We start from the raw sequence: 23,554 nt of genomic DNA on the forward strand, positions 1-23,554 counted from the left end.
CGGGAAATGAGAGCCGCATCGAACGGTCCGGGAGGGGAAGCGCATGGAGGAAGCGGATGCCATCGTCATCGGCGCGGGATTGGCCGGCCTTGTAGCGGCATGCGAGCTCGGCGACGCGGGCAAGCGCATCATCGTCCTGGAGCAGGAAGGCCAGAATTCACTCGGCGGCCAGGCCTTCTGGTCGCTCGGTGGCCTGTTCTTCGTCAACAGCCCGGAGCAGCGGCGCATGCGCATCCGCGACAGCGCCGAGCTCGCCTGGCAGGACTGGCTCGGCTCGGCGCGCTTCGACCGCGAGGAGGATTTCTGGCCGCACCGCGTAGCGGAGGCTTTCATCGACTTCGCCGCCGGCGATATGCAGCCGTGGCTGCGGGCGATGGGCATGCGCTGGTTTCCCGTCGTCGGCTGGGCTGAGCGCGGCGGAGCGCTCGCGCATGGGCACGGCAATTCCGTCCCCCGCTTCCATCTGACCTGGGGCACCGGTCCGGGCGTGGTCGAGCCTTTCGTGCGCCGCGCCCTCGAGCATGTCGATTCCGGCCGGCTGCAATTCAGGTTCAGATATCGCGCCAGCCGGCTCGTGCGCACAAATGGCGCGGTCACCGGGGTCGCCGGCGAGATACTCGAGCCGTCGACCGTGGAGCGGGGCCAACGGTCGAGCCGCGAGGTCGCCGGCAATTTCGAGCTGGCGGCCGGTGCGGTGGTCGTCTCGTCAGGCGGCATCGGCGGCAATTTCGAGCTGGTGCGCAAGAACTGGCCGGTCAAGCGCCTCGGCCCGCCGCCGGCAACGATGGTGGCCGGCGTACCGCACCATGTCGACGGCCGCATGGTCGCGATCGCGCAGGAGGCGGGCGCGGCGGTCATCAATGCCGACCGCATGTGGCACTACACGGAGGGCGTGAGGAACTGGGCGCCGATCTGGCCAAACCACGGCATCCGCATCCTTCCGGGGCCGTCCTCCATGTGGTTCGACGCGATCGGAAATCGCCTGCCGGCGCCATGCTTTCCGGGTTTCGACACGCTTGCCACGCTCAAGCACATCCTGTCGACCGGCTACGACTATTCCTGGTTCGTGCTGACCCAGGCGATCATCAAGCGTGAATTCGCGCTGTCCGGCTCGGAGCAGAACCCCGATATCACCTCGAAGAAATGGCTGAACGTGCTGCGAAGCCGACGCGGCGCGGGAGCTCCGCCGCCCGTCGAGGCGTTCAAGAAGCATGGCGAGGATTTCATCGTTCGCGACACGCTGCCCGAGCTGGTCGAGGCGATGAACGCGCTGACCGGCGAGGAACTGATGGACATCGAGCGGCTGCGCTCCCAGATCGCCGCCCGCGACCGCGAGATCGACAATCCCTTCTCCAAGGACGCGCAGATGACCGCGATACGCGGCGCGCGCGGCTATATCGGCGACCGGCTGATCCGCACCGCCAAGCCGCACAAGATCCTCGACCCCGCCAACGGCCCGCTGATCGCGGTCAAGCTGCACGTGCTCACACGCAAGACGCTGGGCGGCCTCCACACCAATCTGAACAGCCAGGTGCTCGACGCGGTCGGCGAGGCGATACCGGGCCTCTACGCGGCCGGGGAGGTTGCCGGCTTCGGCGGTGGTGGTTATCACGGCTACAATGCGCTCGAAGGCACTTTCCTCGGCGGCTGCATCTTCTCCGGCCGCAATGCCGGGCGGCATGCCGCGTCGGGGAAAATCTGACAGGCCGACGGCTGAGCCAGGTAAAATCGAAAGCGAATCCATGTTCCTGAGCAATCAAGACATCGCCGATCTCGTCGCCTGGCGTCGCAAGCTCCACGAGAACCCGGAAATATCGGGAGAGGAATCGGAAACCGCCCGCGAGGTTCGCTCGTTCCTCGCGGCCAGCGGGCCCGACCGGGTCATCTCCAATCTCGGCGGCCACGGGGTGGCGGTCGTCTATGAGGGCAGCGAGCCGGGACCGACCGTTCTCTTCCGCGCCGAGCTCGACGCGCTCCCGATCGAGGAGCTCGGCGATGTCCCTCACCGCTCCCGCGTGACCGGCAAGGGGCATTTGTGCGGCCATGACGGGCACACGGCCATCCTCGCCGCCGTCGGTCGACAACTTGGCCGCGAGCGGCCCCGCCGCGGCCGCGTGGCGCTGATGTTCCAGCCCGCGGAAGAGACCGGAGCCGGTGCGGCCGCCGTCATCGCCGATCCGAAATTCGCCGAGGTCGCTCCGGACTACGCCTTCTCGCTGCATAATTTGCCGGGGCTTCCGCTCGGCCATGTGGGCGTCAAGACCGGCGTGGTCAACTGCGCCTCGCGTGGCATGCTCATCGTCCTCGACGGCAAGACCGCCCATGCCTCGATGCCGGAAACCGGCATTTCGCCGATGCAGGCCGTTTCCCGGTTGATGCCGGAGCTCACCGCGCTCGGCGGCGGCGATATCTCCTCGGAGGATTTCGCCCTGGTGACGGTCACCCATGCCGCGATGGGCGCGCCGGCTTTCGGCATCGCGCCCGGGCGGGCGGAAATCTGGGCGACGCTGCGCACGCTCGTCGACCGGCGCATGGAGAAGCTTTGCGAACGGGCCGAATCCCTCGTCCGCGAGGCCGCGGAGCGTGACGGTCTCGTCTGCGGGATTTCCTATCACGACATCTTCCGCCATTGCGAGAACGACGCCGAAGCGGTGCGGCACCTGCGCGCCGCCCTCGACGCGGAAAGCATTCCGCACGACGAGGCCGGCCTGCCCATGCGCGCTTCGGAGGATTTCGGCCGCTTCGGCGACGGCGCCAGATCGGCGATGCTGTTTCTCGGCTCGGGCGTCGACCACCCTGCCCTGCACAATCCCGATTACGACTTCCCGGACGACCTGATCACGGTCGGGGCGAGGATCTTCATGCGCACGGCCCGCAACCTGCTCGGCTGACGGCCGGTTGCGCGGCGATCATCCCGCCGCCCTCTGCAAGGCTTCGCTCCCATGGTCGAACTGCAATGCGGCGAGACGGGCATAGGTGCCGCCCTTGGCGACGAGGCTGCGGTGCGTGCCTTCCTCGACGATGCGGCCATCCTCCATGACGAGGATGCGATCGGCTTTGAGAACGGTCGCCAGCCGGTGGGCGATCACGATCGTCGTGCGCCCTTCCATCAGCTCTTCCAGCGCGGTCTGCACCAGGGTCTCGCTTTCGGCGTCGAGCGCCGAGGTCGCCTCGTCGAGCAGCAGGATCGGAGCGTCGCGCAGGATTGCACGCGCGATCGCCACGCGCTGGCGCTGCCCGCCGGAAAGTGTCACGCCACGTTCGCCGAGTTCGGTGTCGTAGCCCTTTTCCAGCCGTCCGATGAATTCGTCGGCATGGGCGTCCCTGGCTGCCTGCACGATTTCGGCTTCGGTCGCCCTCGGCCGTCCGAAGCCGATATTGTCGCGCGCCGTCGCGGCGAAGATCGTCACATCCTGCGGCACGATTGCGATGCGGCTGCGCAGTTCGCCGAGGTCGGCGTCGCGCAGGTCGACCCCGTCGATCAGTATCTTGCCGCCGTCCGGATCGTAGAAGCGCAGCAGGAGCGAGAAGACCGTGCTCTTGCCGGCGCCCGAGGGACCGACGATCGCGACCGTCTCGCCCGGCTTGACGCGAAAGGAGAGATTGTCGAGCGCCGCCTGGCCGGGCCGTACGGGATAGGCGAAGACGACGTCGCGGAACTCGACCGAACCCGTGGCCGGGACCGGCATGGCGACCGGGCTCGCCGCGGCTGCTATTGCCGGCTCCTCCGCCAGAAGCTCCGTCAGCCTTTCAGCCGCTCCGGCCGCCTGGCTGAGCTCGCCCCACACCTCCGAAAGCGCGCCGAGCGCGCCGGCGGCGAAGACCGAATAAAGCAGGAACTGGCCGAGCGTGCCCGGCGAGATCGTGCCCGCCAGCACGTCCTTCGAGCCGAACCACAGCACCGCCACCACCGAGGAGAAGATCGCGAAGATCGCGAAGAAGGTGAGAACGGACCTGGCAAGCACCGAGGAGCGCGCCGCCTCGAACGCCGCGTTCACCGCCGTGGAGAAACGGGAAACGACGAGCGCCTCGTTGGTGAAGGACTGCATGGTCCGCACCGCACCGATCTGTTCGCTCGCATAGGCGCTCGCCTCGGCAAGCGTGTCCTGCGCGGCGCGCGACTTGCGACGCACGGAGCGGCCGAAGGCGACCAGCGGCAGCACGATGACGGGGATCGCCGCGATCACCAGGCCGGAAAGCTTCGGGCTGGTGATCACCATCATCGCCAGCGCGCCGAGGCCGAGAATGGCGTTGCGCAGGGCGACCGAGGCAGTCGCCCCGACGGTGGATTTTATCTGCGTCGTGTCGGCGGTGAGCCGCGAGACGATCTCGCCGGACTGGACCGTGTCGAAGAAGCCGGGCGAAAGCTTCGTCACATGAGCGAACACGTCGCGCCTCAGGTCGGCGACCACCCGTTCGCCGAGCGTGATGACGAAATAATAGCGGCAGGCGCTCGCCAGCGCGAGCACGCCCGCGATCACGACCATCATGCCGAAATAATTCGAGATGAAGGTGGAATCGGAACTGGTGAAACCGTGGTCGATCATCCGGCGCAGCGCGATCGGCAGGGTCAGCGTCGTGGCCGCGGCCAGCACCAGCGAAAAAATTGCGCCGAGAACGAGGACGCGATAGCGCAGGACATAGGGATAGAGCTTGCGCAGGGGCTTCAGCGAGCGCCGCTTCGCGTCGTTTTCCAGCACGTCGAGCGCCATTCACCCTTCCCTTGCATTCTTGCCGCGGGCAAAATGCGCCCGCTCGGCCTTGTGCTTCAATTGCGGCTGATGTATAGGCCAGCCGACCGTTTTTGAAGCCGTGGCTCTTCAATAGCTGCGGCTTCTAGTTTTGACAGTGGGCGCATCGACGCAGGTTCCGCCGCTCGAAGAACCACGCAACGCCAGGACAAGACCGATGAAAGCCGATATTCATCCCGATTACCACTCCATCAAGGTCGTCATGACTGACGGCACCGAATACATGACCCGTTCCACCTGGGGCAAGGAAGGCGACACGATGAATCTCGACATCGACCCGACCACGCACCCGGCATGGACCGGCGGCCAGCAGACGCTGATCGACCGCGGCGGCCGTCTCTCCAAGTTCAAGAAGCGCTACGAAGGTCTCGGCATCTAACGAGCCCCGCGCGCGGCGCGAGCCGCGCCGGCCCGATGATTTTCAAGGCCGCCTTCGGGCGGCCTTTGCTTTTTGAGCCGGCTCTTTTTGTCACGCCCTCTGGATTTCAGCGCCCCGCGCTCCAGATAATCGTCGAAGCTCCTTCGTTTCGGCGCCGTTCGCGAAGGTGCGATCTTTTTTCCGCTCAACCGTCGAGGTCAGGGAACCGCGAGGGTTGTTTTGCGTTGGTTCCATTAGGCAACGCTCCCGTTCACGCATGACTGGGTGTCGGCCCCGCCGCATGATCGAGCGGCACGAAGGCGGACGCTCATCTTGCCGGGAGGAAGCTTGGGAGCGCGACGATGGAACATTCCGCGAAACGATCGCTGATCCGGCAAGCCATGCGGGCGCCCTATCTCGGCCGCGAGGAGGAACACGAACTGGCCGTGCGCTGGAAGGAACAGCACGACCAGAACGCCCTTAACCGGATCACGGTGTCTCATATGCGCCTTGTCATCGCGATGGCGTCGAAGTTCCGCAATTTCGGCCTGTCGATGAGCGACCTCATCCAGGAAGGGCATGTGGGCCTGCTCGAGGCCGCGGCCCGTTTCGAGCCGGACCGCGACGTGCGCTTCTCCACCTACGCGACCTGGTGGATCCGCGCTTCCATGCAGGACTACATCCTGCGCAACTGGTCGATCGTGCGCGGCGGCACGAGCTCGGCGCAAAAGGCGCTGTTCTTCAATCTGCGCAGACTGCGCGCCAAGCTGGCACAGGATTCCGCGGCACTTTCCGATTCCCAGGTCTATCGCGAGATCTCGCTTGCGCTCGGCGTGGCCGAATCCGACGTGGCGCTGATGGACGCCCGCCTTTCCGGTCCCGATACCTCGCTCAACGCTCCGCTGAGCGACGACGGCAACGGCATGTCCGACCGGATGGATTTCCTGATCAGCGACGAGCCCCTGCCCGACGAGGTGGTCGGTGCGACGATCGACCAGGAGCGGCAGTCGGAATGGCTGCAGACGGCACTGCGCACGCTCAACGCGCGCGAGCTGAAGATCATCCGCGAAAGACGGCTCCGCGACGAAGGCGCGACGCTGGAAGCGCTCGGCGAGCGGCTCGGCATTTCCAAGGAACGCGTGCGCCAGATCGAAAGCCGCGCGCTGGAAAAGCTGCGCAGCGCGCTCGTGGAGGTCAATCCCGAGCTTTCCAGCCAGATGGCTTGAGGCTTTTTCCGGTCACCGGTCGGTGATGATCTTGACCTTGCTGCCGGCCGACACGGTCGATCCCGGCGCCAGTCCGTTGATCAGCCTGAACATTTCCAGCTTGCGGTCGACCCCCGCCATCTGCGCGGAAAGCGTCGCTATGGTCTGGCCCGGCTGGACCGTGACGACACGAATGCGCAGCGGCTTCAGATTGGCCTTCTCGGCGTCGCTCAGCGTGCGGAAGCTGCCGGTGACCTGGCTGGCGGTCGCATCGAGCGTGTTGCTCGACGCGGGCGCAGCGGTGAGCAGGCGGTAGACCTGGCCTCCCGCCCTCATGACGGTCACGTCGAACTGCCAGCCCTCGGCGCGCGCCTTGGCGCTGACGCCTTCATTGCCGTTGACGTTGATCGGCCGAATGGTCGTTTCGTCCAGCCCCGCCACCCAGCCGCTGCGCACATAGTCGGCCAGCGAAACGCGTTGATCGACGGTCACCCCGTCGAAGCGTATCGCCTGGTCGCCGGGGCCGGCGGCGGTGACGGCTGCTGCGGAATTGTCGATCACGAAGCCATCGGGAACCGTGAAGGATATTCCGAGCTTCGGATGGATGAAGGTACGGCCCCTCACATAGCCCTCGTCGGGCGTGTCCCCGAAGAGCATGCCGTCTATGCCGGCAAGGAAGGAATCGCGATCGCGCGTGCCGGTGCCCGGGGCGCCGAACTGGCGCGCATGGCGAAGCGCGAGCTCGATGCGTTGCGGCGCCGTCGGGTGGCTGGCGAGGAAATCGAGGTTCTGGTTGACCGCGCCGGTGACGTTGCGGGAATCGCTGTAGGCCGCCATCGACTGAAGGAAGCGCGAGGCCGCGTAGGGATCGTAGCCGGCGCGACCGATCGCCTTGATTCCGATCACGTCGGCTTCCAGCTCCTGGTTGCGCGAGAACTGGGCCAGCCGCAGCTTGCCGCGCACGAGCGCGACCTGGGCCGAGGGGTCGCTTCCGAGCACGTCGCTGACGACGCGCGAAGCCAACACCTCCTCCGCCTCCTTCTGCTGGCGCTGGATGCCGTGATTGGCCGTCACATGCGCCATCTCGTGCGCGAGCACGGCGGCAAGCTCCGCCGAATCGTTGGCGAGCGCCAGAAGCCCGCGCGTCACGTAGAGATAGCCGCCCGGCAGCGCGAACGCGTTGATGTTCGGCGAATTCAATATGGTGATGTTGTAGGTCTGGTTCGGATTTTCCGGATCGAGCGTCAGCGTGCCGACGACCTTGGCGACCATGCGCTCGAGCTTGGCATCGGAATACTCGCCGCCATAGGTCGCCAGGATGCGTGGATGCTGCTCGCGCGCGATCGCCGCCATGCGGTCGTTGCGCGTGACGTTGTCGATGGTGACGGGATTGGAGGACGGCCTGAACGCGTCGGGATTGTTGGTGGCGTCCAGCATCTGGCATCCCGCCAGCGCGAGCAGGAGCGCAGCCGACATCGCGCCGCGCCGAAGCCGGCGCGACGGCAACCGGACTATCCGGACCGTCGTCTCGTCTGGCCACCTTTTGTCCAGGATTGTACCCCTTTCCTTCGTCTGACCCTCAACGCTCCGCAACCGGCAAGGTTGCGTCGAAACGGCATTTCCTCGAACGGCTTTGGAGCCAAGCGCCGCATTTGACCGGAAATTATGTCCGCTTCCGGGCAATTGCGCGAATCAAAGCCGCACTCTTCTAGCGGCCAATGTAACGTCGAAAAGATTTTGGGCCAGCATCCGAAAAGAAGGCGGGGGTGTCGCCGACGGCTGTAACGGTTCCATCTTCCAGGAACACGACCTTCCCGGCGATCGCGCGCGCGTCCTCGGGATGGTGCGTGACCATCAGCACGGTCATGCCCTGCTCGGCGTGAAGCTCCCTCAGGAGATCGAGCATCTCCTGCCTGAGCGCCGGCCCCAGCGAGGCGAACGGCTCGTCGAGCAGCAGGACCGGTCGCTTGCGAACCAGCACCCGGGCAAGCGCGACGCGCTGGCGCTCGCCGCCGGAAAGCTCGCGCGGCAGGCGCCTTTCCTTGCCTTCGAGCCCGACCCGCGCCAGCGCCTCGGTGACGTCCGCCCGGTCGTCGCCCGAAAGCGCCAGCGATGGCGAGCGGCCGAGACCGACATTGCTGAAAACGTCGAGATGGGCGAAGAGGTTGTTTTCCTGGAAGACCATCGAGACGGGACGCCGTGCCGGCGCCAATTCCGTCACGTCCTCGCCACCGATGCGGATGCGGCCCGAGGCCGGCTTCTCGAAGCCGGCAATGAGATTGAGCAGCGTCGACTTGCCGGAACCGCTCGGTCCCATCACGGCGGCGATCGAGGAGGCCGGCAGCGCGAAGTCGAACCGCATCGGCGTCTCGCCATAGCTGAAGGTGACGGATTCGAGCCCGATCGCCGCACCGCTTCTCATCCTCGCGCCTTTCCGGTTCGATCCGCGACAAGCATCAGCACAAGACAGAGAATGCCGAGGAACAATGCAAGCCCCGCCGCGTCCGCGGTGCGATAGGCACCCATGCGCGCCAGCAGCAGGTAGGGCAAGGTCTGCACTGCATCGCTGCCGAAAAGCGCGATCACCCCCAGGTCGCCGAGCGAAAGCGCCATGGCGAAGGCCGTGGCCGTACCGAGCGGCCGGCGCAGCGTCGGCCAGTCCACCAGGCGCAGGCGTGCCAACCCGGAAATGCCGAGCGCGGCGCAAAGCTTCTCGTGCCGCGCGCTGGCGGCGTCATGGGCCGGGCGGATAGCGCGGATCGCGAAGGGCATCGCCATCACCGCATTGACCGCGACCACCATGACGGGCGCGATCGCGAAGACCTGCCCGGTCTGCCGCAGGAGGATGAACCAGCCCGCGCCGACGACGATCGGCGGAACGACGAGCACGAAGCTCGCGCCGGTATCGAGCGCCTTTTCGACGATGCCCGGCGTCTTGCCGGCCGGGCGCTTCAGTTCCATCGCGCGCCGCGCCATCACCAGCGCCGTAGAAAGGGCGACGCAGAGAAAGGCGGACAGGGCCGCAAGGACCAGACTGGTAAGTATCGCCTGGTGAACCGCGGGATCGGCGGCGAGCCGTGCAAGATCGGCCCCGAGGCCGGCGATCACGGTCGCGGCCATCGGCCCGGCAACGAAGGCGAGCGCGGCGGCGATCAGCAGGAAGTTGAACGCCTTCTCCGTCCCGCTGGTCGAAACGGGCACGCGCGCGGCGACCTGGAGATTGGCGTCGCCGCTCATATTCGCACCGACGCGCATCAGCAGGATCACCACCACCGCCGTGAGCACGATCTGCAGAACGGTCAGCGCGACCGCGCGGGCCGGGTCGAAATCGAAGCGCAGCGCCTGATAGATGGCAACCTCCAGCGTCGTCGCGCGCGGTCCGCCGCCGAGCGTCAGCACGATGGTGAAGGAGGTGATGCACAGCATGAAGACCAGACCGGCGACACCGGGAAGTGCGGCGCGCAGCACCGGCCATTCGACAAAGCGGAAGCTCGACCTGGCGCCCATGCCGAGTTGGCCCGCGAGCCGCAACTGGTCGGCCGGAACGGTCTCCAGCGCCAGCAGGAACAGCCTCGCCGCCAGCGGCAGATTGAAGAACACGTGCGCGACGAGGATACCCGAAAGACCGTATATGCCCTGCCAGCGGCCGCCTCCGATCGCCGAAAGGAAGTCGGCGAAAATCCCGGCGCGCCCGAGCAGCGCCAGCACGCCGAGCGCGACGACGATCGCCGGCAGGGCGAGAGGCAGCGCAAAGAGGCGCAGGATGAGCGCCCTTCCGGGAAAGTGCGCCTGGCGCGCAAGCGCGCGGGCGACGAACAGCGCCGGTACGACCGCAAGCAGCGTCGACAGCACGGCCTGCCACAGCGTGAAGCGCGCGACGCGCATGAGGTAGGGATCGAAGGCCGAAACCGCGCCCGACCAGTCGCGCGCCGCCTCCACCGCCAGTCCCGCAAACGCGCCACCGACGAGGATGGCGACGACGCCGAGAGCCAGGATGCCGGCTAGGACACGGCGGTCGGTGGCGCGCGGCGCGTTCATTCGGCGCGGCGCTCCGGCGAAAGCAACGCAGTCTGCCACCTGGGTTGAAGAGGCGGACCTGTCGGCGATGCCTCCTCCACCATGCTTCGCATAGTCCCCCTCCCCGTAAACGTGGGGGAATCGCATGTGGATTTACCCCCACCCCTAACCCCTCCCCACAAGGGGGAGGGGGACTGCCTGACTGCAACGCCGCGCATATTCGCCGATGAGCGGCGCCTTGACGCAATCCCTGCAAGGTCCCCCTCCCCCTTGTGGGGAGGGGTTAGGGGTGGGAAGCCGGTCGCCCTGCCGGTAAACGTGGGAGGATCACCGACCGTGCCGTCGGTTCCTCCCCTGCGAAGCGGGGGAGGGGGACCGCCGAAGGCGGTGGAGGAAGCATTGACGATGAGCCTGAATTGCGGCGTGCGGGTTGAGACCCGCCAATCGCTGAGGGCAAGCACCAATGACGAGAGCGGGCGACATAAGGCTGAACGCATCAGATCGTCATCCGTCCGTACCGAAAGCACCTACCTGCTCATCACCGACAGCCATTCGTCGACCCACGCCTTGCGGTTGGCCGCCACCTCCTCGGGACTGAACTCGAGTGTCTTCGCCGGCTTCACCAGCCCGTCGAAGGCCGGATTCAGCGGCTTTGACGTCGGCGCCGCCGGAAACATCCAGTTCGTCTCCGGAATCGCGTCCTGAAAGGCCGGGCTCACCATGAAGGCGAGGAATTTCTCGGTGAGCGGATTTTCCGCTCCCTTTACCGTCGCGCCGGCGACCTCCACCTGCAGGTAGTGACCTTCCTCGAAGGAAGCGGCCTTGTAGCGGTCGGAATCCTCGGCGATCTCGTGGTAGGCGGGCGAGGTCGTGTAGGAAAGCACCATCGGCGCCTCGCCGCTGGTGAACAGGCCATAGGCCTCGCTCCAGCCCGGCGTGACGGTCAACACCTTGTCCTTGAGCTCCGCCCAGGCGTCGGCCGCCTCGTCGCCATAGACGGATTTGACCCACAGGAGAAGGCCGAGGCCCGGCGTCGACGTGCGCGGATCCTGGATGACGATCTTCGTGTCGGCGTCGCTCTCGACCAGCTCGCGCAGGCTTGCAGGCGGCGTCTCCACCGCCTGCGTGTCGTACACGAAGGCGAAATAGCCGTAATCATAGGGCACGAACATGTCGTCGTCCCATCCGCCCGGGACTTCCACATTGTCGAGCGAGATGCCGTGCGGCGCGAACAAGCCGCTTTCCCGCGCTTCGTGGATCAGGTTGGTATCGAGCCCGAGCACGATGTCGGCATTGGTGCCGCTGCCCTCGAGCTTCAGCCGGTTGAGCAGCGCCACGCCGTCGGCCACGGAGACGAACTCCAGGTCGCAGCCGCATTCGGCTTCGAAGGCCTTTTCCACCACAGGACCGGGACCCCATTCGGCGGTGAAGCTGTCGTAGGTGTAGACGGTGAGCTTGTCCTGGGCGGCGGCCGGCAAGGCTATCGATGCGAGCGCCGCGGCAAGAAGATGAATGGCCTTTTCGCGCATGCGCGCCTCCTTGTGGTGTCGCAGGGGAAATCGAGGCGCCTTGCAAGGAGCGTCTAATCCCTCCGCCGGTACAAGCCGGATCAGGTTCGGCGGGTTGGCAGGGACTGGCCCGTCTGCCTCTCAGCCTGCGCGATCCCGCCCAGGCACCCCGTTAGAGCACCCGGAGACATAGGGCGGCGGCGGGAACCGCGCAAGCGGTAGTTTGGCGCCCTGCCCCTCATACGGCTTTCGCTTTTGCCCGATGGCGTGATAGAGGCGGCGGCAATGAGAACCGAACCATGAGCCGTTTTGCCATTCTTCTGGGCGGCGACCTCGTCGCCACGCCCCGCCTCGCCGCGCAACTTGCCGGGACGCGGGTGATCGCCGCCGATTCCGGCATTCGCCACGCCGAACCGCTGGGGCTGCGGCCGGAACTGTGGACCGGCGACTTCGATTCCGTCCCCGATGAATGGCGGGCGCATCATTCGGCGATACCGGTCGAGGCGTTTCCGCCCGAAAAGGACATGACGGACGGCGAGATCGCCGTCGAAGCCGCCCTTGCGCGCGGCGCCGACGAGATCGTGCTTGTCGGCGCCTTCGGCGGCGCGCGCGCCGATCACGCCTTCCTGCATCTGACCGCCGCGATCCGCCTTGCCGAAAACGGTATCGGCTGCCTGCTGACCAGCGGCCATGAGGAAGGAACGCCGTTCCTGCCGGGCAGCCGCGGCTTCGACTATCCGAGCGGCACGCTCTTCAGCGTCCTCGCCTTCTCCGATCTGACGGACCTCACCTTGCGTGGCGCGAAATGGCCGCTCACCGACCGCTTCGTTCCCTTCGGCTCGTCGCTGACGCTTTCCAACGAAGTGGCCGGGCAACTGGACGTTTCCCTCGGCAGCGGCCGTGCCCTTCTCGTCGCCCATATTCTTCCGGTTTCCAGGCAGTAGGCTCAGACCCTTTTCCATGGCCCCACCGCTTCTCACCCTCGACGATATCCGTCTGACCTTCGGCGGCACGCCGCTTCTCGACGGCGCCTCGCTTTCCGCCTCCGCCGGCGACCGTATCGCGCTTGTCGGGCGCAACGGCTCCGGCAAATCGACGCTCCTGAAGATCGCGGCCGGGATGGTCGAGCCGCAGGACGGGGACATCTTCCGCCAGCCGAGCGCGACGATCCGCTACCTGCCGCAGGAACCCGACATGGACAGCTTCGCCAATGTGCGCGCCTATGTCGAGGCGGGGCTCGGACCGGCCGACGATCCCTATCGCGCCACCTATCTCATCGAGAGCCTCGGCCTGACGGGCGACGAAGCGCCGGCGACGCTGTCCGGCGGCGAGGCGCGCCGCGCGGCGCTCGCCCGCGTCATGGCGCCGGAGCCGGACATTCTGCTGCTCGACGAGCCCACCAACCATCTCGACCTCTCCACCATCGAATGGCTGGAAGGGGAACTGCAGCGAACGTCTTCCGCGATCGTCATGATCTCGCACGACCGCCGCTTCCTGGAGCAGGTCTCGCGGGCGACCGTCTGGCTCGACCGCGGCACGACCCGACGGCTCGAGAAGGGCTTTGCTCATTTCGAGGAATGGCGCGACCAGATCCTCGAGGAGGAGGAGCGCGATCAGCACAAGCTCGGTCGCCAGATCGTGCGCGAGGAGCATTGGCTGCGTTACGGCGTCACCGCGAGGCGCAAGCGCAACATGCGCCGGCTGGGCGAGTTGCAGTCGATGCGCCAGCAGTTCCGCAACCGGCGAGGCCCGGAAGGCCTTGCGAATATGAGCGCAAGCGATGCCGCCGACTCCGGCAAGCTCGTCATCGAGGCCAAGGGCATTTCGAAGAGCTTCGGCGATCTCGCGGTGGTGAGGGATTTCTCGACCCGTATCCAGCGCGGCGACCGCGTCGGTCTCGTCGGTCCCAACGGCGCCGGCAAGACGACGCTCCTGAAGATGCTCACCGGCCAGCTCGCGCCCGACGAGGGCACGGTCAGGCTCGGCGCAAATCTCGAGATCGCCAATCTCGACCAGAAGCGTGAACTCGACCCGCAGGAAACGCTCGCGCATTACCTCACCGACGGGCGCGGCGACAGCGTCGTCGTCAACGGCGAGCAGCGCCACGTCGTCAGCTACATGAAGGACTTCCTGTTCAAACCGGAGCAGGCGCGCACGCCGGTGCGCGAGCTTTCCGGCGGCGAGCGGGCAAGGCTGGTTCTCGCCCGCATCCTGTCACGGCCGGCGAACCTGCTGGTCCTCGACGAACCCACCAACGACCTCGACATGGAAACGCTCGACCTGCTGCAGGAACTGGTCGCGGGCTATGCCGGCACGGTCATCCTCGTCAGCCACGACCGCGATTTCCTCGATCGTACGGTCACCAGCGTGATCGCGCCGGAAGGCGACGGCCGCTGGCTCGAATATGCGGGCGGCTATGCCGACATGATCGCCCAGCGCGGCGGCGGCCGGCTCGCCGAGAGAGCAGCGCGGGCAAAACCGCAGGCACGGGCACAGGAAAAGCCCAGGACGGCCGGTGAGACGAAGCCGGCGGCGAGGAAACTCTCCTACAAGCAGAAATTCGCGCTGGAGAACCTGCCGAAGCAGATGGAGGAACTGGGCGCCGGGATCGCCGGACTGGAAGCGAAGATGACGGATCAGGATTTCTACCGGCGCGATCCGGCCGGCTTCCAGAAAACCGCCGCCGAGCTCGAGGAGCTTCGCGCCAGGCTGTCTTCCATGGAGGAGGAATGGCTGGAGTTGGAGATGCTTCGGGAAGAAATCGAGGGGTGACGGCAACCAAATTGCCTGCACGCCGACCTGCACGTATTATATGCGCGGCCGAACACGGAGCGACCGCCATGCGAAGCGAAGCGCCGGACGTCCGCAACAAGCTCCTTCAGGGTTTTTGACGAAAGACCCGGGCTCTCCCAAAACCGAAGCCTTTCCTCCGGATTCGCGGGCTCGGCCGCTTACGCCGCGCCTCTTTCCTGGTTCATCCGCAGCGCCAGCGTTTCCATGCGCTCGGCAAGGCTGGAAAGCGCGCCGGTCAGTGCCGCGTCGTTCTTGTCCGCCTTGAGAAGCGCGTCGTCGCGTGTCTTGCGCAAGGTGCCGATCTCGGTTTCCATGCCCTTCACGCGTTTCTGCAGTTCGGTCAGTTCGTCCATGACCATGATGCCGGCCATGACGGTCAGCCGCTGGTCGCCGATCTCGCCGAAGGACGCCTTCAGATGCATGACGTAACGGTCGAACCGCTCGGCGAGATCGATGAGATGCTCTTCCTGCCCCTCGTCGCACGCCATGCGATAGGATTTGCCGTCGATCGTGACCGTTACCTGCGCCATGACATAGCCCTTACCTGTCGAGCACCGCGCGGATCGTCTCCATGGCCGCGACAAGGCGGCGCGAGACCTCCTTGTTCGCCTCTTCGAGTCGCTCGGCGCGGGCTTCCGAATTGTCGAGTTCCTGCGCCAGCCTGGCGCGGTCGGCGTTCATGCGCTGAACTTCCGCTTCAGCCTCGCCGTAATCCTGCTCGTGCTCCAGACGTGCAGCCGCGGCGTCTTCCAACGCCTCTATCGCCTTTCCGAGGCGGGCTATGACTTCCCTAAGGGTCGTTTCCCCTGTCATTCTCTTGTTCCAGGCCCGCCCTCGCCGCGAATCGTGCGCTTTCATAATGCGTTGCCCAGGAAACATTAGGCAGCGTGCGAAGCAGGCGTCAATGTTAGGATTGCGGCTATCCCCTTCTAAGCGGCGGCGACGGCCGCTCGAGCCCATCAACTTTGTCGTTGCAGGCCGTGCGAAAGTTGACTCGCGCGGCGCGCCTGCTATGTGTCGCGTGCCATTTTTCCCGGGCTTTTGCGGGCATTCCCGGCCCCCTCGAAGACAAGCGAGCGATCATGACTTCACGCGAAAAACACGACCGGATGGCCAATGCGATCCGCTTCCTCTCCATGGACGCGGTCGAGAAGGCGAATTCAGGCCATCCCGGCCTGCCGATGGGCGCGGCCGACATCGCGACCGTCCTCTTCACGCGTTTCATGACGCATGATCCGAAGAACCCGCACTGGCCGGACCGCGACCGCTTCGTGCTCTCGGCCGGCCACGGTTCCATGCTGCTCTACTCGCTGCTCTACCTGACCGGCTACGAAGACATCACGATCGACGAGATCAAGAATTTCCGCCAGCTCGGCTCCAAGACCGCCGGCCACCCGGAATACGGCCATGCCGCCGGCATCGAGACGACCACCGGTCCGCTCGGGCAGGGCATTGCCAACTCCGTCGGCATGGCGCTCGCCGAGCGCATCCTGAATGCGCGCTTCGGCGCCGATCTGGTCGACCACTACACCTATGTGCTCGCCGGCGACGGCTGCCTCATGGAGGGCATCAGCCAGGAAGCGATATCGCTTGCCGGCCACCTGAAGCTCAACAAGCTCATCGTCTTCTGGGACGACAACGGCATCTCCATCGACGGCGCCGTGTCGCTCGCCGATTCCACCGACCAGTGCAAGCGCTTCGAGGCCTCGGGCTGGAACACGCTGCGCGTCGACGGCCATGACCCGGACGCCATCGCCGGCGCGATCGAGAAGGCGCGCAATTCCGACCGCCCGACCATGATCGCCGCAAAGACCACGATCGGCTTCGGCGCCCCGACGCGCGCCGGCACCAACAAGGCGCACGGCTCGCCGCTGGGCGCCGAGGAGATCGCGGGCGCCCGCAAGGCGCTCGGCTGGGACTATCCGCCCTTCGAGGTGCCTTCCGAGATACTCGACGCCTGGCGCCTCGCCGGCCTGCGCTCGGCCAAGGAGCGCAAGGAATGGGAAGCGCGGCTGGCAGGCGTCGACGCCGACACGCGCAGCGAATTCGAGCGCCGCATGCGTGGCGACCTGCCGGTCGGCCTCGATGACGTCATCGTCGAGTACAAGAAGAAGCTTTCCACCGAGAAGCCCAAGGTGGCGACGCGCAAATCCTCCGAGATGGCGCTTGAGGTGATCAACGGGATGGTGCCCGAGACGATCGGCGGCTCGGCCGACCTGACCGGCTCCAACAATACCAAGACCAGCCAGACCAGGCCGATAAGCGCCTCCGACTATTCGGGTCGCTACGTCTATTACGGCATTCGCGAGCACGGCATGGCGGCGGCCATGAACGGCATGACGCTGCATGGCGGCGTCATCCCCTATGGCGGCACCTTCCTGACCTTCTCCGACTACGCCCGTCCGGCGATGAGGCTCGCCTCGCTGATGGGCATCAGGACCATCTTCGTGATGACGCATGATTCGATCGGCCTCGGTGAGGACGGCCCGACCCACCAGCCGGTGGAGCATCTGGCGGCGCTGCGGGCCATACCGAACCACTACGTCATGCGCCCGGCGGATGCCGTCGAGGCGGCCGAGTGCTGGCAGGTGGCGCTGGAAACGACCAAGACCCCGACCACGCTCGCGCTGACCCGGCAGAACCTGCCGACGGTGCGCACCGAGCATTCCGACGAAAACCTCTCCGCTTACGGCGCATATGAGCTGAAGACCGCCAGCGACGAGGCGGCCGTCACCCTCTTTGCCACCGGCTCGGAGATCGAGATCGCGCTTGCCGCCAGCGAAATCCTGGAGAAGCAGGGCCATCCGACGCGCGTCGTCTCGGTACCCTGCTTCGAACTGTTCGAGGCCCAGGACGAGAGCTATCGCAAGGCGATCATCGGCAACTCCCCGGTCAAGCTCGCCATCGAGGCTGGCATTCGCCAGGGCTGGGATGCCTTCATCGGCTCCGACGGCATCTTCGTCGGCATGACCGGCTTCGGCGCCAGCGCGCCGATCGAAAAGCTCTATCCGCATTTCGGCATCACGGCGGAAGCCGCCGCCAAGGCCGCCGCCGCGCGGCTTTCCAAGGCGGGTTGACCGTTCCGATTCCCCTCCCGCGCGCTTTTTCACCAGGCGCGCGGGAGCGCATTTCCCACATGAACCGATTTAGCGCGGGCCAGAGTCGTTTTTGGCCGGATTTGTGCCGGTAAACGCTGGATTCTCGCCGATCTCGTCGCTATGACACGGCTGCCTCGGCCTGCGCGGACGCGCCGCATGGAAATCCGGCGCCGGCCATGTCGTCGTGACTGCCTTCGCGGTTCGCCGCGATAACAGCCCTGTTTCAGCTCCCTGGGAGATCGCCACATGACCGTCAGAGTTGCCATCAACGGATTTGGCCGCATCGGCCGCAACGTGCTTCGCGCCATCTACGAGTCGGGCCGCACCGACATCGAAGTCGTCGCCATCAACGACCTCGGTCCGGTCGAGACCAACGCGCATCTGCTGCGCTACGATTCCGTTCACGGCAAATTCCCCGGCACCGTCACGGTGAAGGGCGACACCATCGATCTCGGCCGCGGCCCCATCAAGGTCCATGCCGTGCGCAATCCGAGCGAGCTTCCCTGGAAGGACGATGCCGTCGATATCGCGCTCGAATGCACCGGCATCTTCACCTCCAAGGAGAAGGCCTCGGCGCATCTCGAAGCCGGCGCCAAGCGCGTGATCGTCTCCGCGCCCGCCGACGGCGCCGATCTCACGGTCGTCTACGGCGTCAATCACGACAAGCTCTCGAAGGACCATCTGGTCATCTCGAACGCTTCCTGCACCACGAACTGCCTCGCGCCGGTGGCCAAGGTGCTGAACGATGCATTCGGCATCGAAAAGGGCTTCATGACGACGATCCACGCCTATACCGGCGACCAGCCGACGCTGGACACGATGCACAAGGATCTCTACCGCGCCCGTGCCGCCGCGATGTCGATGATCCCGACCTCGACGGGCGCCGCCAAGGCCGTCGGCCTGGTGCTGCCCGAGCTCAAGGGCAAGCTCGACGGCGTTTCGATCCGCGTTCCCACCCCGAACGTCTCGGTCATCGACTTCAAGTTCGTCGCCAGGAAGACCGTCACCACCGAGGAGGTGAACGCCGTCCTCGTGGCGGCGGCCGACGGCCCCCTCAAGGGCATCCTCGCCTATACGAACGAGCCGCTGGTTTCGATCGATCTGAACCACAACCCGGCCTCGTCCACCTTCGCGCTGGACCAGACCAAGGTGATCGAGGGCAACCTCGTGCGCGTCATGTCCTGGTATGACAACGAGTGGGGCTTCTCCAACCGCATGGTCGACACCGCGGTCGCCTTCGGCAAGCTCATCTGAGGCCGCGACGCGCCCTGCAGCCGTTCGAAACGCCCGGCCAGTCGCCGGGCGTTTTGTTCTTTCACCCACTGTGAAGCCCCGCGCCTTGCGCATTCGCGGGGTCGCGCTATTGTCCCGCGCGGTTCGTTTCAAGGATTTCTGCCATGCCCAGCTTTCGCACCCTCGATGACGTCGATGTTTCCGGCAAAAGGGCTTTGGTCCGCGTCGATCTCAACGTTCCCGTACAGGACGGAAAGGTCGCCGACGCGACCCGCATCGAACGTGTGGCGGGCACCATCATCGAACTGGCCGACAAGGGCGCCAGGGTCGTCCTGCTCGCCCATTTCGGTCGGCCCAAGGGTGCCGTCGATCCGGCGCAGTCGCTGAAGCCGATCGCCGAGGCGACGGCGGGAGTGCTCGGCCGTCCCGTGGCCTTCGCCGAGGATTGCGTCGGCGCGAAGGCGGCCGAGGCGGTCGCCTCGCTTGGCGACGGCGACATCCTGCTTCTGGAAAACACCCGCTTCCACAAGGGCGAGGAGAAGAACGATCCGGAATTCGTCAAGGCGCTTGCCACCAATGGCGATATCTATGTCAACGACGCCTTTTCCGCCGCCCACCGCGCCCATGCCTCAACCGAAGGGCTCGCGCATGTCCTGCCGGCCTATGCCGGCCGCACCATGCAGGAAGAGCTGGAGGCACTTGAGAAAGGCCTCGGCAATCCGGCGCGTCCCGTGGTCGCCATCGTCGGCGGCGCCAAGGTCTCCACCAAGATCGACCTTCTCACCAACCTGGTCCAGAAGGTCGATGCGCTGGTGATCGGCGGCGGCATGGCCAACACCTTCCTTGCCGCGCGCGGCACCGACGTCGGCAAGTCGCTGTGCGAGCACGACCTCGCCCCGACCGCGAAGCAGATCATGATCGAGGCGGCGACGGCCGGCTGCGCCATCATCCTGCCCTCGGACGCCGTGGTGGCAAGGGAATTCAAGGCCGGCGCGGAAAACGAAACCGTCGACGTCGATGCGGTGCCCGCCGACGGCATGATCCTCGACGTCGGGCCGAAGACCGTCGAGACGATAAGCCAGTGGATCGACCGCGCCGCCACGCTGGTCTGGAACGGACCGCTCGGCGCCTTCGAGATCGCGCCCTTCGACATGGCGACCGTCGCGGCGGCGAAATTCGCGGCCGCCCGGACTGCCGACGGCAAGCTCGTCTCGGTCGCCGGCGGCGGCGACACCGTCGCCGCGCTCAACCATGCCGGCATCGCCGACGACTTCACCTATGTCTCGACGGCCGGCGGCGCCTTCCTCGAATGGATGGAAGGCAAGCCGCTCCCCGGCGTCGACGCCCTTTCGCGCTAGGGTATCGGAGCGAAAAGTGGAAGCCGGTTTTCGGATCATGCCGATGCTCGAACAAGGAGATAGATCGCCTCTTTTGCGTCCATCCGGACGCATGGCGATCTAGCGGGCGACGATGTCGATCGGGCGCGCGCTCCTCTCCTGGCTCGCCTTTCCGGTCTATGTCTGGCAAGGCATAGGCGTGCGGCGGCGCACGCCGCGCATGCTGCCGCCCAGGGGTCGCGTCCGCCACCACATCGCCGGCACCGAACCGGCGATCAATCTGCTGGTCCTCGGCGATTCCTCCGCCGCCGGCGTCGGCATCGAGGAGACCGACGGCAGCCTCGCGCCCCGGCTCGCCGCCAATCTCGCCGAAAAGACCGGGCGCCGTATCGTCTGGCGCGCCGCCGGCTTCAACTCGGCGACCGCCGGACAGTTGCGCGACCATGTCGTGCCCAATCTCGAGGCCGAGGCCTGGGATCACATCGTCCTGTCGGTCGGCACCAACGACGCCAAGAACTTCCACACGATAGGCCGTTTCAAGAAGGAGTTCGGCGGGCTGATCTACGCGCTGCGCGCGAAATGGCCGGAGGCGCGCATCGTCTGGTCGCCCGTCGTCGACATGACCAGGGTGCCGGCGCTCCCCAGCCTGCTCGGAAAGGTTCTCGAAATCCGCGCCCAGCTCGTCAATCGGATGGGCGAGCGGTTGTGCCTGGAGCGCGGCGCGATTCCAGCCTCGCGCCTGCCGATCCTCGATCCCGATGCCGGCTTCTCCATCGACGGCTTCCACGCCTCCGCCGCGGGCTACGACGCCTGGGCCGATCACATCGCCCGGTTCGCGCTCGCCGAGGAGCCGGCCGAGCGCGGCGCCGAGACCGGCTAGCCGCTGGCGTGGCTGAGAAGAACGGTGAGCGAGATCGCGGCCAGCGCGCCGACGGCCAGCTTCCAGAAATCACGGCGCTGCCGCAGACCGGGCAGTCCGAGCGGCTTGATGATCTGGATCACCATCAGGCCGAGGATCAGCAGGGAGAGGATCTTGGTCATTCGGTCTCGCGATTCGGCGGCGCGCCTGCGTCCTTTGAGCAGCATGGCCGACGGCTGTCAAAGCATCGCTCCAAGCCGATGGCCAGATGGAAGCTTCGGACCTATGTTGGATAGGAAGAACAGAGACATGTCAGGGAGGAAGAACGTGACATCGCACTATCATGAGATCTATGCGGGCTGGAAAAGCGACCCGGAAGGCTTCTGGGCGGACGCGGCGCGTGAGATCGACTGGTTCTCGCCCTGGGAGAAGGTGTTCGATCCCGACCAGGACGTTTATGGGCGATGGTTCACCGGCGCAATCTGCAACACCTGCTTCAACGCGGTCGACCGCCATGTCGAGGGCGGGCGCGCCGACCAGGCGGCGCTGATCTACGACAGTCCGATCACCGGTGCGAAGAAGAGCTACACCTATGCCGAGCTCAAGGCCGAGGTGGTCGCGCTCGCGGCGGTCCTGCGGGATCACGGCATCGCCAAGGGCGACCGCGTCATCATCTACATGCCGATGGTGCCCGAAGCGGTGTTCTCCATGCTCGCCTGCGCCCGGCTGGGGGCGATCCACTCGGTCGTCTTCGGCGGCTTCGCGGCCAAGGAGCTCGCCACCCGCATAGACGACGCCAGGCCGAAGCTCATCCTCTCCGCCTCCTGCGGCCTCGAGCCCGGCCGCATCGTCGCCTACAAGCCGCTTCTCGACGGTGCGATCGAGATCGCGCGCCACAAGGTCGAGCATTGCGTCATCCTGCAGCGCGAGCAGCAGACCTGCGAGCTGATTCCCGGCCGCGACACGGATTTCGCCGTGGCGGTCACGCGGGCGAAAGCTTCCGGTCGCGACGTCGCCTGCGTGCCGGTCGCCGCCACCGACCCGCTCTACGTGCTCTACACCTCCGGCACGACCGGCCAGCCCAAGGGCGTGGTGCGCGACAATGGCGGCCACATGGTCGCGCTGAAATGGTCGATGGAGAACGAATACGGCGTGAAGCCGGGCGAGGTGTTCTGGGCGGCCTCCGATGTCGGCTGGGTGGTCGGCCATTCCTATATCGCCTATGCGCCGCTGCTGCACGGCTGCACCTCGGTGCTCTTCGAAGGCAAGCCGATCGGCACGCCCGACGCCGGCACGTTCTGGCGGGTCATTTCCGAACACGGCGTCGTCGCGCTGTTCACCGCGCCGACCGCCTTCCGCGCCATCAAGGGACAGGACCCTTGCGGCGATTACGTCAAGAAATACGACCTGTCGAAATTCCGCACCCTCTTCCTCGCCGGCGAGCGGGCCGATCCCGAGACCGTGAAATGGGCCGAGCAGAAACTCGACCGTCCCGTGATCGACCATTGGTGGCAGACGGAAAGCGGCGGGCCGATGAGCCAGAACCCGGTGGGTCTCGGACAATTGCCGGTGAAATACGGCTCGCCCGGCGTGGCGATGCCCGGCTACGACATCCGCATCCTCGACGATGCCGGCCATCCGCTCGAGGCCGGCACGCTCGGCAACGTCGTCGTCAAGCTGCCCCTGCCGCCCGGCTGCCTGCCGACGCTGTGGAACGCCGACGAGCGCTTCCGTCAGGCCTATCTCGAAGAGTTTCCGGGCTACTACAAGACGGCGGACGCCGGCTTCATCGACGATGACGGCTATCTCTTCATCATGGCGCGCACCGACGACATCATCAACGTCGCCGGCCACAGGCTTTCGACCGGCGGCATGGAGGAGGTGCTGGCCGAGCATCCCGACGTTGCCGAATGCGCCGTCATCGGCATGGCGGACGCGATGAAGGGCCAGATCCCATGCGGCTTCGTCGTGCTCAACGCCGGCGTGATGCGCGAGGCCGGCGACATAGAAAAGGAGGCCATCGCGCTGGTGCGCGAGCGCATCGGCCCGGTCGCCGCCTTCAAGTCGGTCGTCGTCGTCAAGCGTCTGCCGAAGACCCGCTCGGGCAAGATTCTGCGGGGCACCATGCAGAAGATCGCCGACCGCGAGGAATGGAACATGCCGGCGACGATCGACGATCCGGCTATCCTCGACGAGATCACCGAAGCCCTTGGCCGGAAGGGCATCGGCATCTGACATCGATGGCTTCCGGCTTCGGCGAATGCCTCGGCCGGAAGCGTCCGGGCGGCATATGGCCGATTGGCATCTTCCCTTCGCGGCATCGATCGGGTAGAGGGACGGCCCCTTCCTCTTGAACGTCGTCCCGCCCGCGCGGCTGCCGCTCGCGCATGGGGCG

Annotated in this window: 19 protein-coding genes and 1 riboswitch; of the genes, 11 read left to right on the forward strand and 8 right to left on the reverse strand. The window is 66.1% G+C overall.

Translation table 11 applies throughout. The features are described 5' to 3' along the window. Positions 1 to 43: 43 nt before the first annotated feature. Both XW59_RS19905 and XW59_RS19910 read left to right on the forward strand, forming a co-directional pair. Positions 44 to 1,702, forward strand: coding sequence for an FAD-binding dehydrogenase (locus XW59_RS19905; RefSeq protein WP_047147409.1), 1,659 nt, complete (start codon positions 44 to 46; stop codon positions 1,700 to 1,702). Positions 1,703 to 1,742: 40 nt separating this feature from the next. Then, the gene (locus XW59_RS19910; protein WP_047147410.1) at positions 1,743 to 2,891 is read left to right on the forward strand and encodes an amidohydrolase; all 1,149 of its coding nucleotides are present in this window, start codon (positions 1,743 to 1,745) and stop codon (positions 2,889 to 2,891) included. A gap of 18 nt (positions 2,892 to 2,909) precedes the next feature. Here XW59_RS19910 and XW59_RS19915 read toward each other — a convergent pair whose 3' ends face one another. Then, on the reverse strand, positions 2,910 to 4,712 hold the full coding sequence (locus tag XW59_RS19915; protein WP_047147411.1) for an ABC transporter transmembrane domain-containing protein: 1,803 nt from the start codon (positions 4,710 to 4,712) through the stop codon (positions 2,910 to 2,912). A gap of 196 nt (positions 4,713 to 4,908) precedes the next feature. Here XW59_RS19915 and rpmE point away from each other — a divergent pair, with 196 nt between their 5' ends. Further along, positions 4,909 to 5,130 (forward strand): 50S ribosomal protein L31, encoded by a 222-nt coding sequence (rpmE, locus tag XW59_RS19920; protein ID WP_047147533.1) that lies wholly within the window; start codon positions 4,909 to 4,911, stop codon positions 5,128 to 5,130. Positions 5,131 to 5,471: 341 nt separating this feature from the next. Then, positions 5,472 to 6,335 (forward strand): RNA polymerase factor sigma-32, encoded by an 864-nt coding sequence (locus tag XW59_RS19925; protein WP_047147412.1) that lies wholly within the window; start codon positions 5,472 to 5,474, stop codon positions 6,333 to 6,335. Positions 6,336 to 6,347: 12 nt separating this feature from the next. Here XW59_RS19925 and XW59_RS19930 read toward each other — a convergent pair whose 3' ends face one another. From XW59_RS19930 to thiB, 4 genes are all read right to left on the reverse strand, one after another. Beyond that, a complete protein-coding gene (locus XW59_RS19930) occupies positions 6,348 to 7,751 on the reverse strand; it encodes a M48 family metalloprotease (protein ID WP_246666155.1) in 1,404 nt (467 codons plus the stop codon). Between the two features lie 271 nt (positions 7,752 to 8,022). Further along, entirely contained in the window at positions 8,023 to 8,736 is a 714-nt protein-coding gene (gene thiQ / locus XW59_RS19935; protein ID WP_047147413.1) for a thiamine ABC transporter ATP-binding protein, read from the reverse strand. Then, a complete protein-coding gene (thiP, locus tag XW59_RS19940) occupies positions 8,733 to 10,352 on the reverse strand; it encodes a thiamine/thiamine pyrophosphate ABC transporter permease (RefSeq protein WP_047147414.1) in 1,620 nt (539 codons plus the stop codon). Before thiP ends, thiQ begins: the two co-directional genes overlap by 4 nt. Before the next feature lie 506 nt (positions 10,353 to 10,858). After that, positions 10,859 to 11,860, reverse strand: a complete 1,002-nt coding sequence (gene thiB / locus XW59_RS19945; RefSeq protein WP_047147415.1) for a thiamine ABC transporter substrate binding subunit — start codon at positions 11,858 to 11,860, stop codon at positions 10,859 to 10,861. Positions 11,861 to 11,900: 40 nt separating this feature from the next. Next, a riboswitch (TPP riboswitch) is annotated at positions 11,901 to 12,021 on the reverse strand. A gap of 117 nt (positions 12,022 to 12,138) precedes the next feature. Here thiB and XW59_RS19950 point away from each other — a divergent pair. Continuing rightward, complete coding sequence (locus tag XW59_RS19950; RefSeq protein ID WP_137327062.1) at positions 12,139 to 12,783, forward strand: thiamine diphosphokinase; 645 nt, start codon at positions 12,139 to 12,141, stop codon at positions 12,781 to 12,783. A gap of 16 nt (positions 12,784 to 12,799) precedes the next feature. Continuing rightward, positions 12,800 to 14,611: an ATP-binding cassette domain-containing protein gene (locus XW59_RS19955; RefSeq protein ID WP_047147417.1), complete on the forward strand. Its 1,812-nt coding sequence runs from the start codon at positions 12,800 to 12,802 to the stop codon at positions 14,609 to 14,611. 179 nt (positions 14,612 to 14,790) lie between these two features. Here XW59_RS19955 and XW59_RS19960 read toward each other — a convergent pair whose 3' ends face one another. Together XW59_RS19960 and XW59_RS19965 are read right to left on the reverse strand one after the other, a co-directional pair. Further along, entirely contained in the window at positions 14,791 to 15,162 is a 372-nt protein-coding gene (locus XW59_RS19960; RefSeq protein WP_047147418.1) for a cell division protein ZapA, read from the reverse strand. Between the two features lie 10 nt (positions 15,163 to 15,172). Then, a complete protein-coding gene (locus XW59_RS19965) occupies positions 15,173 to 15,445 on the reverse strand; it encodes a DUF4164 domain-containing protein (protein WP_047147535.1) in 273 nt (90 codons plus the stop codon). A gap of 269 nt (positions 15,446 to 15,714) precedes the next feature. On the opposite strand from XW59_RS19965, the gene tkt reads away from it, so the two are divergent. The 4 genes from tkt to XW59_RS19985 all read left to right on the forward strand — a co-directional run bounded on the left by tkt (position 15,715) and on the right by XW59_RS19985 (position 21,180). Next, on the forward strand, positions 15,715 to 17,709 hold the full coding sequence (gene tkt, locus XW59_RS19970) for a transketolase (RefSeq protein WP_047147419.1): 1,995 nt from the start codon (positions 15,715 to 15,717) through the stop codon (positions 17,707 to 17,709). Positions 17,710 to 17,976: 267 nt separating this feature from the next. Beyond that, a complete protein-coding gene (gene gap, locus XW59_RS19975; RefSeq protein ID WP_047147420.1) occupies positions 17,977 to 18,984 on the forward strand; it encodes a type I glyceraldehyde-3-phosphate dehydrogenase in 1,008 nt (335 codons plus the stop codon). A 143-nt stretch (positions 18,985 to 19,127) separates the two neighbouring features. Next, on the forward strand, positions 19,128 to 20,321 hold the full coding sequence (locus XW59_RS19980; protein ID WP_047147421.1) for a phosphoglycerate kinase: 1,194 nt from the start codon (positions 19,128 to 19,130) through the stop codon (positions 20,319 to 20,321). A 112-nt stretch (positions 20,322 to 20,433) separates the two neighbouring features. Continuing rightward, positions 20,434 to 21,180 (forward strand): SGNH/GDSL hydrolase family protein, encoded by a 747-nt coding sequence (locus XW59_RS19985; protein WP_047147422.1) that lies wholly within the window; start codon positions 20,434 to 20,436, stop codon positions 21,178 to 21,180. Here the strand turns inward: XW59_RS19985 and XW59_RS29400 are convergent. Further along, positions 21,177 to 21,341, reverse strand: a complete 165-nt coding sequence (locus XW59_RS29400; protein ID WP_170990189.1) for a hypothetical protein — start codon at positions 21,339 to 21,341, stop codon at positions 21,177 to 21,179. The genes XW59_RS19985 and XW59_RS29400 overlap by 4 nt on opposite strands. Positions 21,342 to 21,486: 145 nt before the next feature. Between XW59_RS29400 and XW59_RS19990 the strand changes: the two genes are divergently transcribed. Further along, a complete protein-coding gene (locus tag XW59_RS19990) occupies positions 21,487 to 23,394 on the forward strand; it encodes a propionyl-CoA synthetase (protein ID WP_047147536.1) in 1,908 nt (635 codons plus the stop codon). Positions 23,395 to 23,554 lie beyond the last annotated feature (160 nt).

The organism is Aquamicrobium sp. LC103 (assembly GCF_001014615.2).
Classification (GTDB): Bacteria; Pseudomonadota; Alphaproteobacteria; order Rhizobiales; family Rhizobiaceae; genus LBCQ02.

What these genes read in the sequence shown, in the direction of transcription:
- XW59_RS19905 (WP_047147409.1), top strand. Translation starts at nt 44, where the DNA reads ATGGAGGAAGCGGATGCCATCGTCATCGGCGCGGGATTGGCCGGCCTT.
- XW59_RS19910 (WP_047147410.1), top strand. Translation starts at nt 1,743, where the DNA reads ATGTTCCTGAGCAATCAAGACATCGCCGATCTCGTCGCCTGGCGTCGC.
- XW59_RS19915 (WP_047147411.1), bottom strand. Translation starts at nt 4,712, where the DNA reads ATGGCGCTCGACGTGCTGGAAAACGACGCGAAGCGGCGCTCGCTGAAG.
- rpmE (WP_047147533.1), top strand. Translation starts at nt 4,909, where the DNA reads ATGAAAGCCGATATTCATCCCGATTACCACTCCATCAAGGTCGTCATG.
- XW59_RS19925 (WP_047147412.1), top strand. Translation starts at nt 5,472, where the DNA reads ATGGAACATTCCGCGAAACGATCGCTGATCCGGCAAGCCATGCGGGCG.
- XW59_RS19930 (WP_246666155.1), bottom strand. Translation starts at nt 7,751, where the DNA reads ATGCTGGACGCCACCAACAATCCCGACGCGTTCAGGCCGTCCTCCAAT.
- thiQ (WP_047147413.1), bottom strand. Translation starts at nt 8,736, where the DNA reads ATGAGAAGCGGTGCGGCGATCGGGCTCGAATCCGTCACCTTCAGCTAT.
- thiP (WP_047147414.1), bottom strand. Translation starts at nt 10,352, where the DNA reads ATGAACGCGCCGCGCGCCACCGACCGCCGTGTCCTAGCCGGCATCCTG.
- thiB (WP_047147415.1), bottom strand. Translation starts at nt 11,860, where the DNA reads ATGCGCGAAAAGGCCATTCATCTTCTTGCCGCGGCGCTCGCATCGATA.
- XW59_RS19950 (WP_137327062.1), top strand. Translation starts at nt 12,139, where the DNA reads ATGAGCCGTTTTGCCATTCTTCTGGGCGGCGACCTCGTCGCCACGCCC.
- XW59_RS19955 (WP_047147417.1), top strand. Translation starts at nt 12,800, where the DNA reads ATGGCCCCACCGCTTCTCACCCTCGACGATATCCGTCTGACCTTCGGC.
- XW59_RS19960 (WP_047147418.1), bottom strand. Translation starts at nt 15,162, where the DNA reads ATGGCGCAGGTAACGGTCACGATCGACGGCAAATCCTATCGCATGGCG.
- XW59_RS19965 (WP_047147535.1), bottom strand. Translation starts at nt 15,445, where the DNA reads ATGACAGGGGAAACGACCCTTAGGGAAGTCATAGCCCGCCTCGGAAAG.
- tkt (WP_047147419.1), top strand. Translation starts at nt 15,715, where the DNA reads ATGACTTCACGCGAAAAACACGACCGGATGGCCAATGCGATCCGCTTC.
- gap (WP_047147420.1), top strand. Translation starts at nt 17,977, where the DNA reads ATGACCGTCAGAGTTGCCATCAACGGATTTGGCCGCATCGGCCGCAAC.
- XW59_RS19980 (WP_047147421.1), top strand. Translation starts at nt 19,128, where the DNA reads ATGCCCAGCTTTCGCACCCTCGATGACGTCGATGTTTCCGGCAAAAGG.
- XW59_RS19985 (WP_047147422.1), top strand. Translation starts at nt 20,434, where the DNA reads ATGTCGATCGGGCGCGCGCTCCTCTCCTGGCTCGCCTTTCCGGTCTAT.
- XW59_RS29400 (WP_170990189.1), bottom strand. Translation starts at nt 21,341, where the DNA reads ATGACCAAGATCCTCTCCCTGCTGATCCTCGGCCTGATGGTGATCCAG.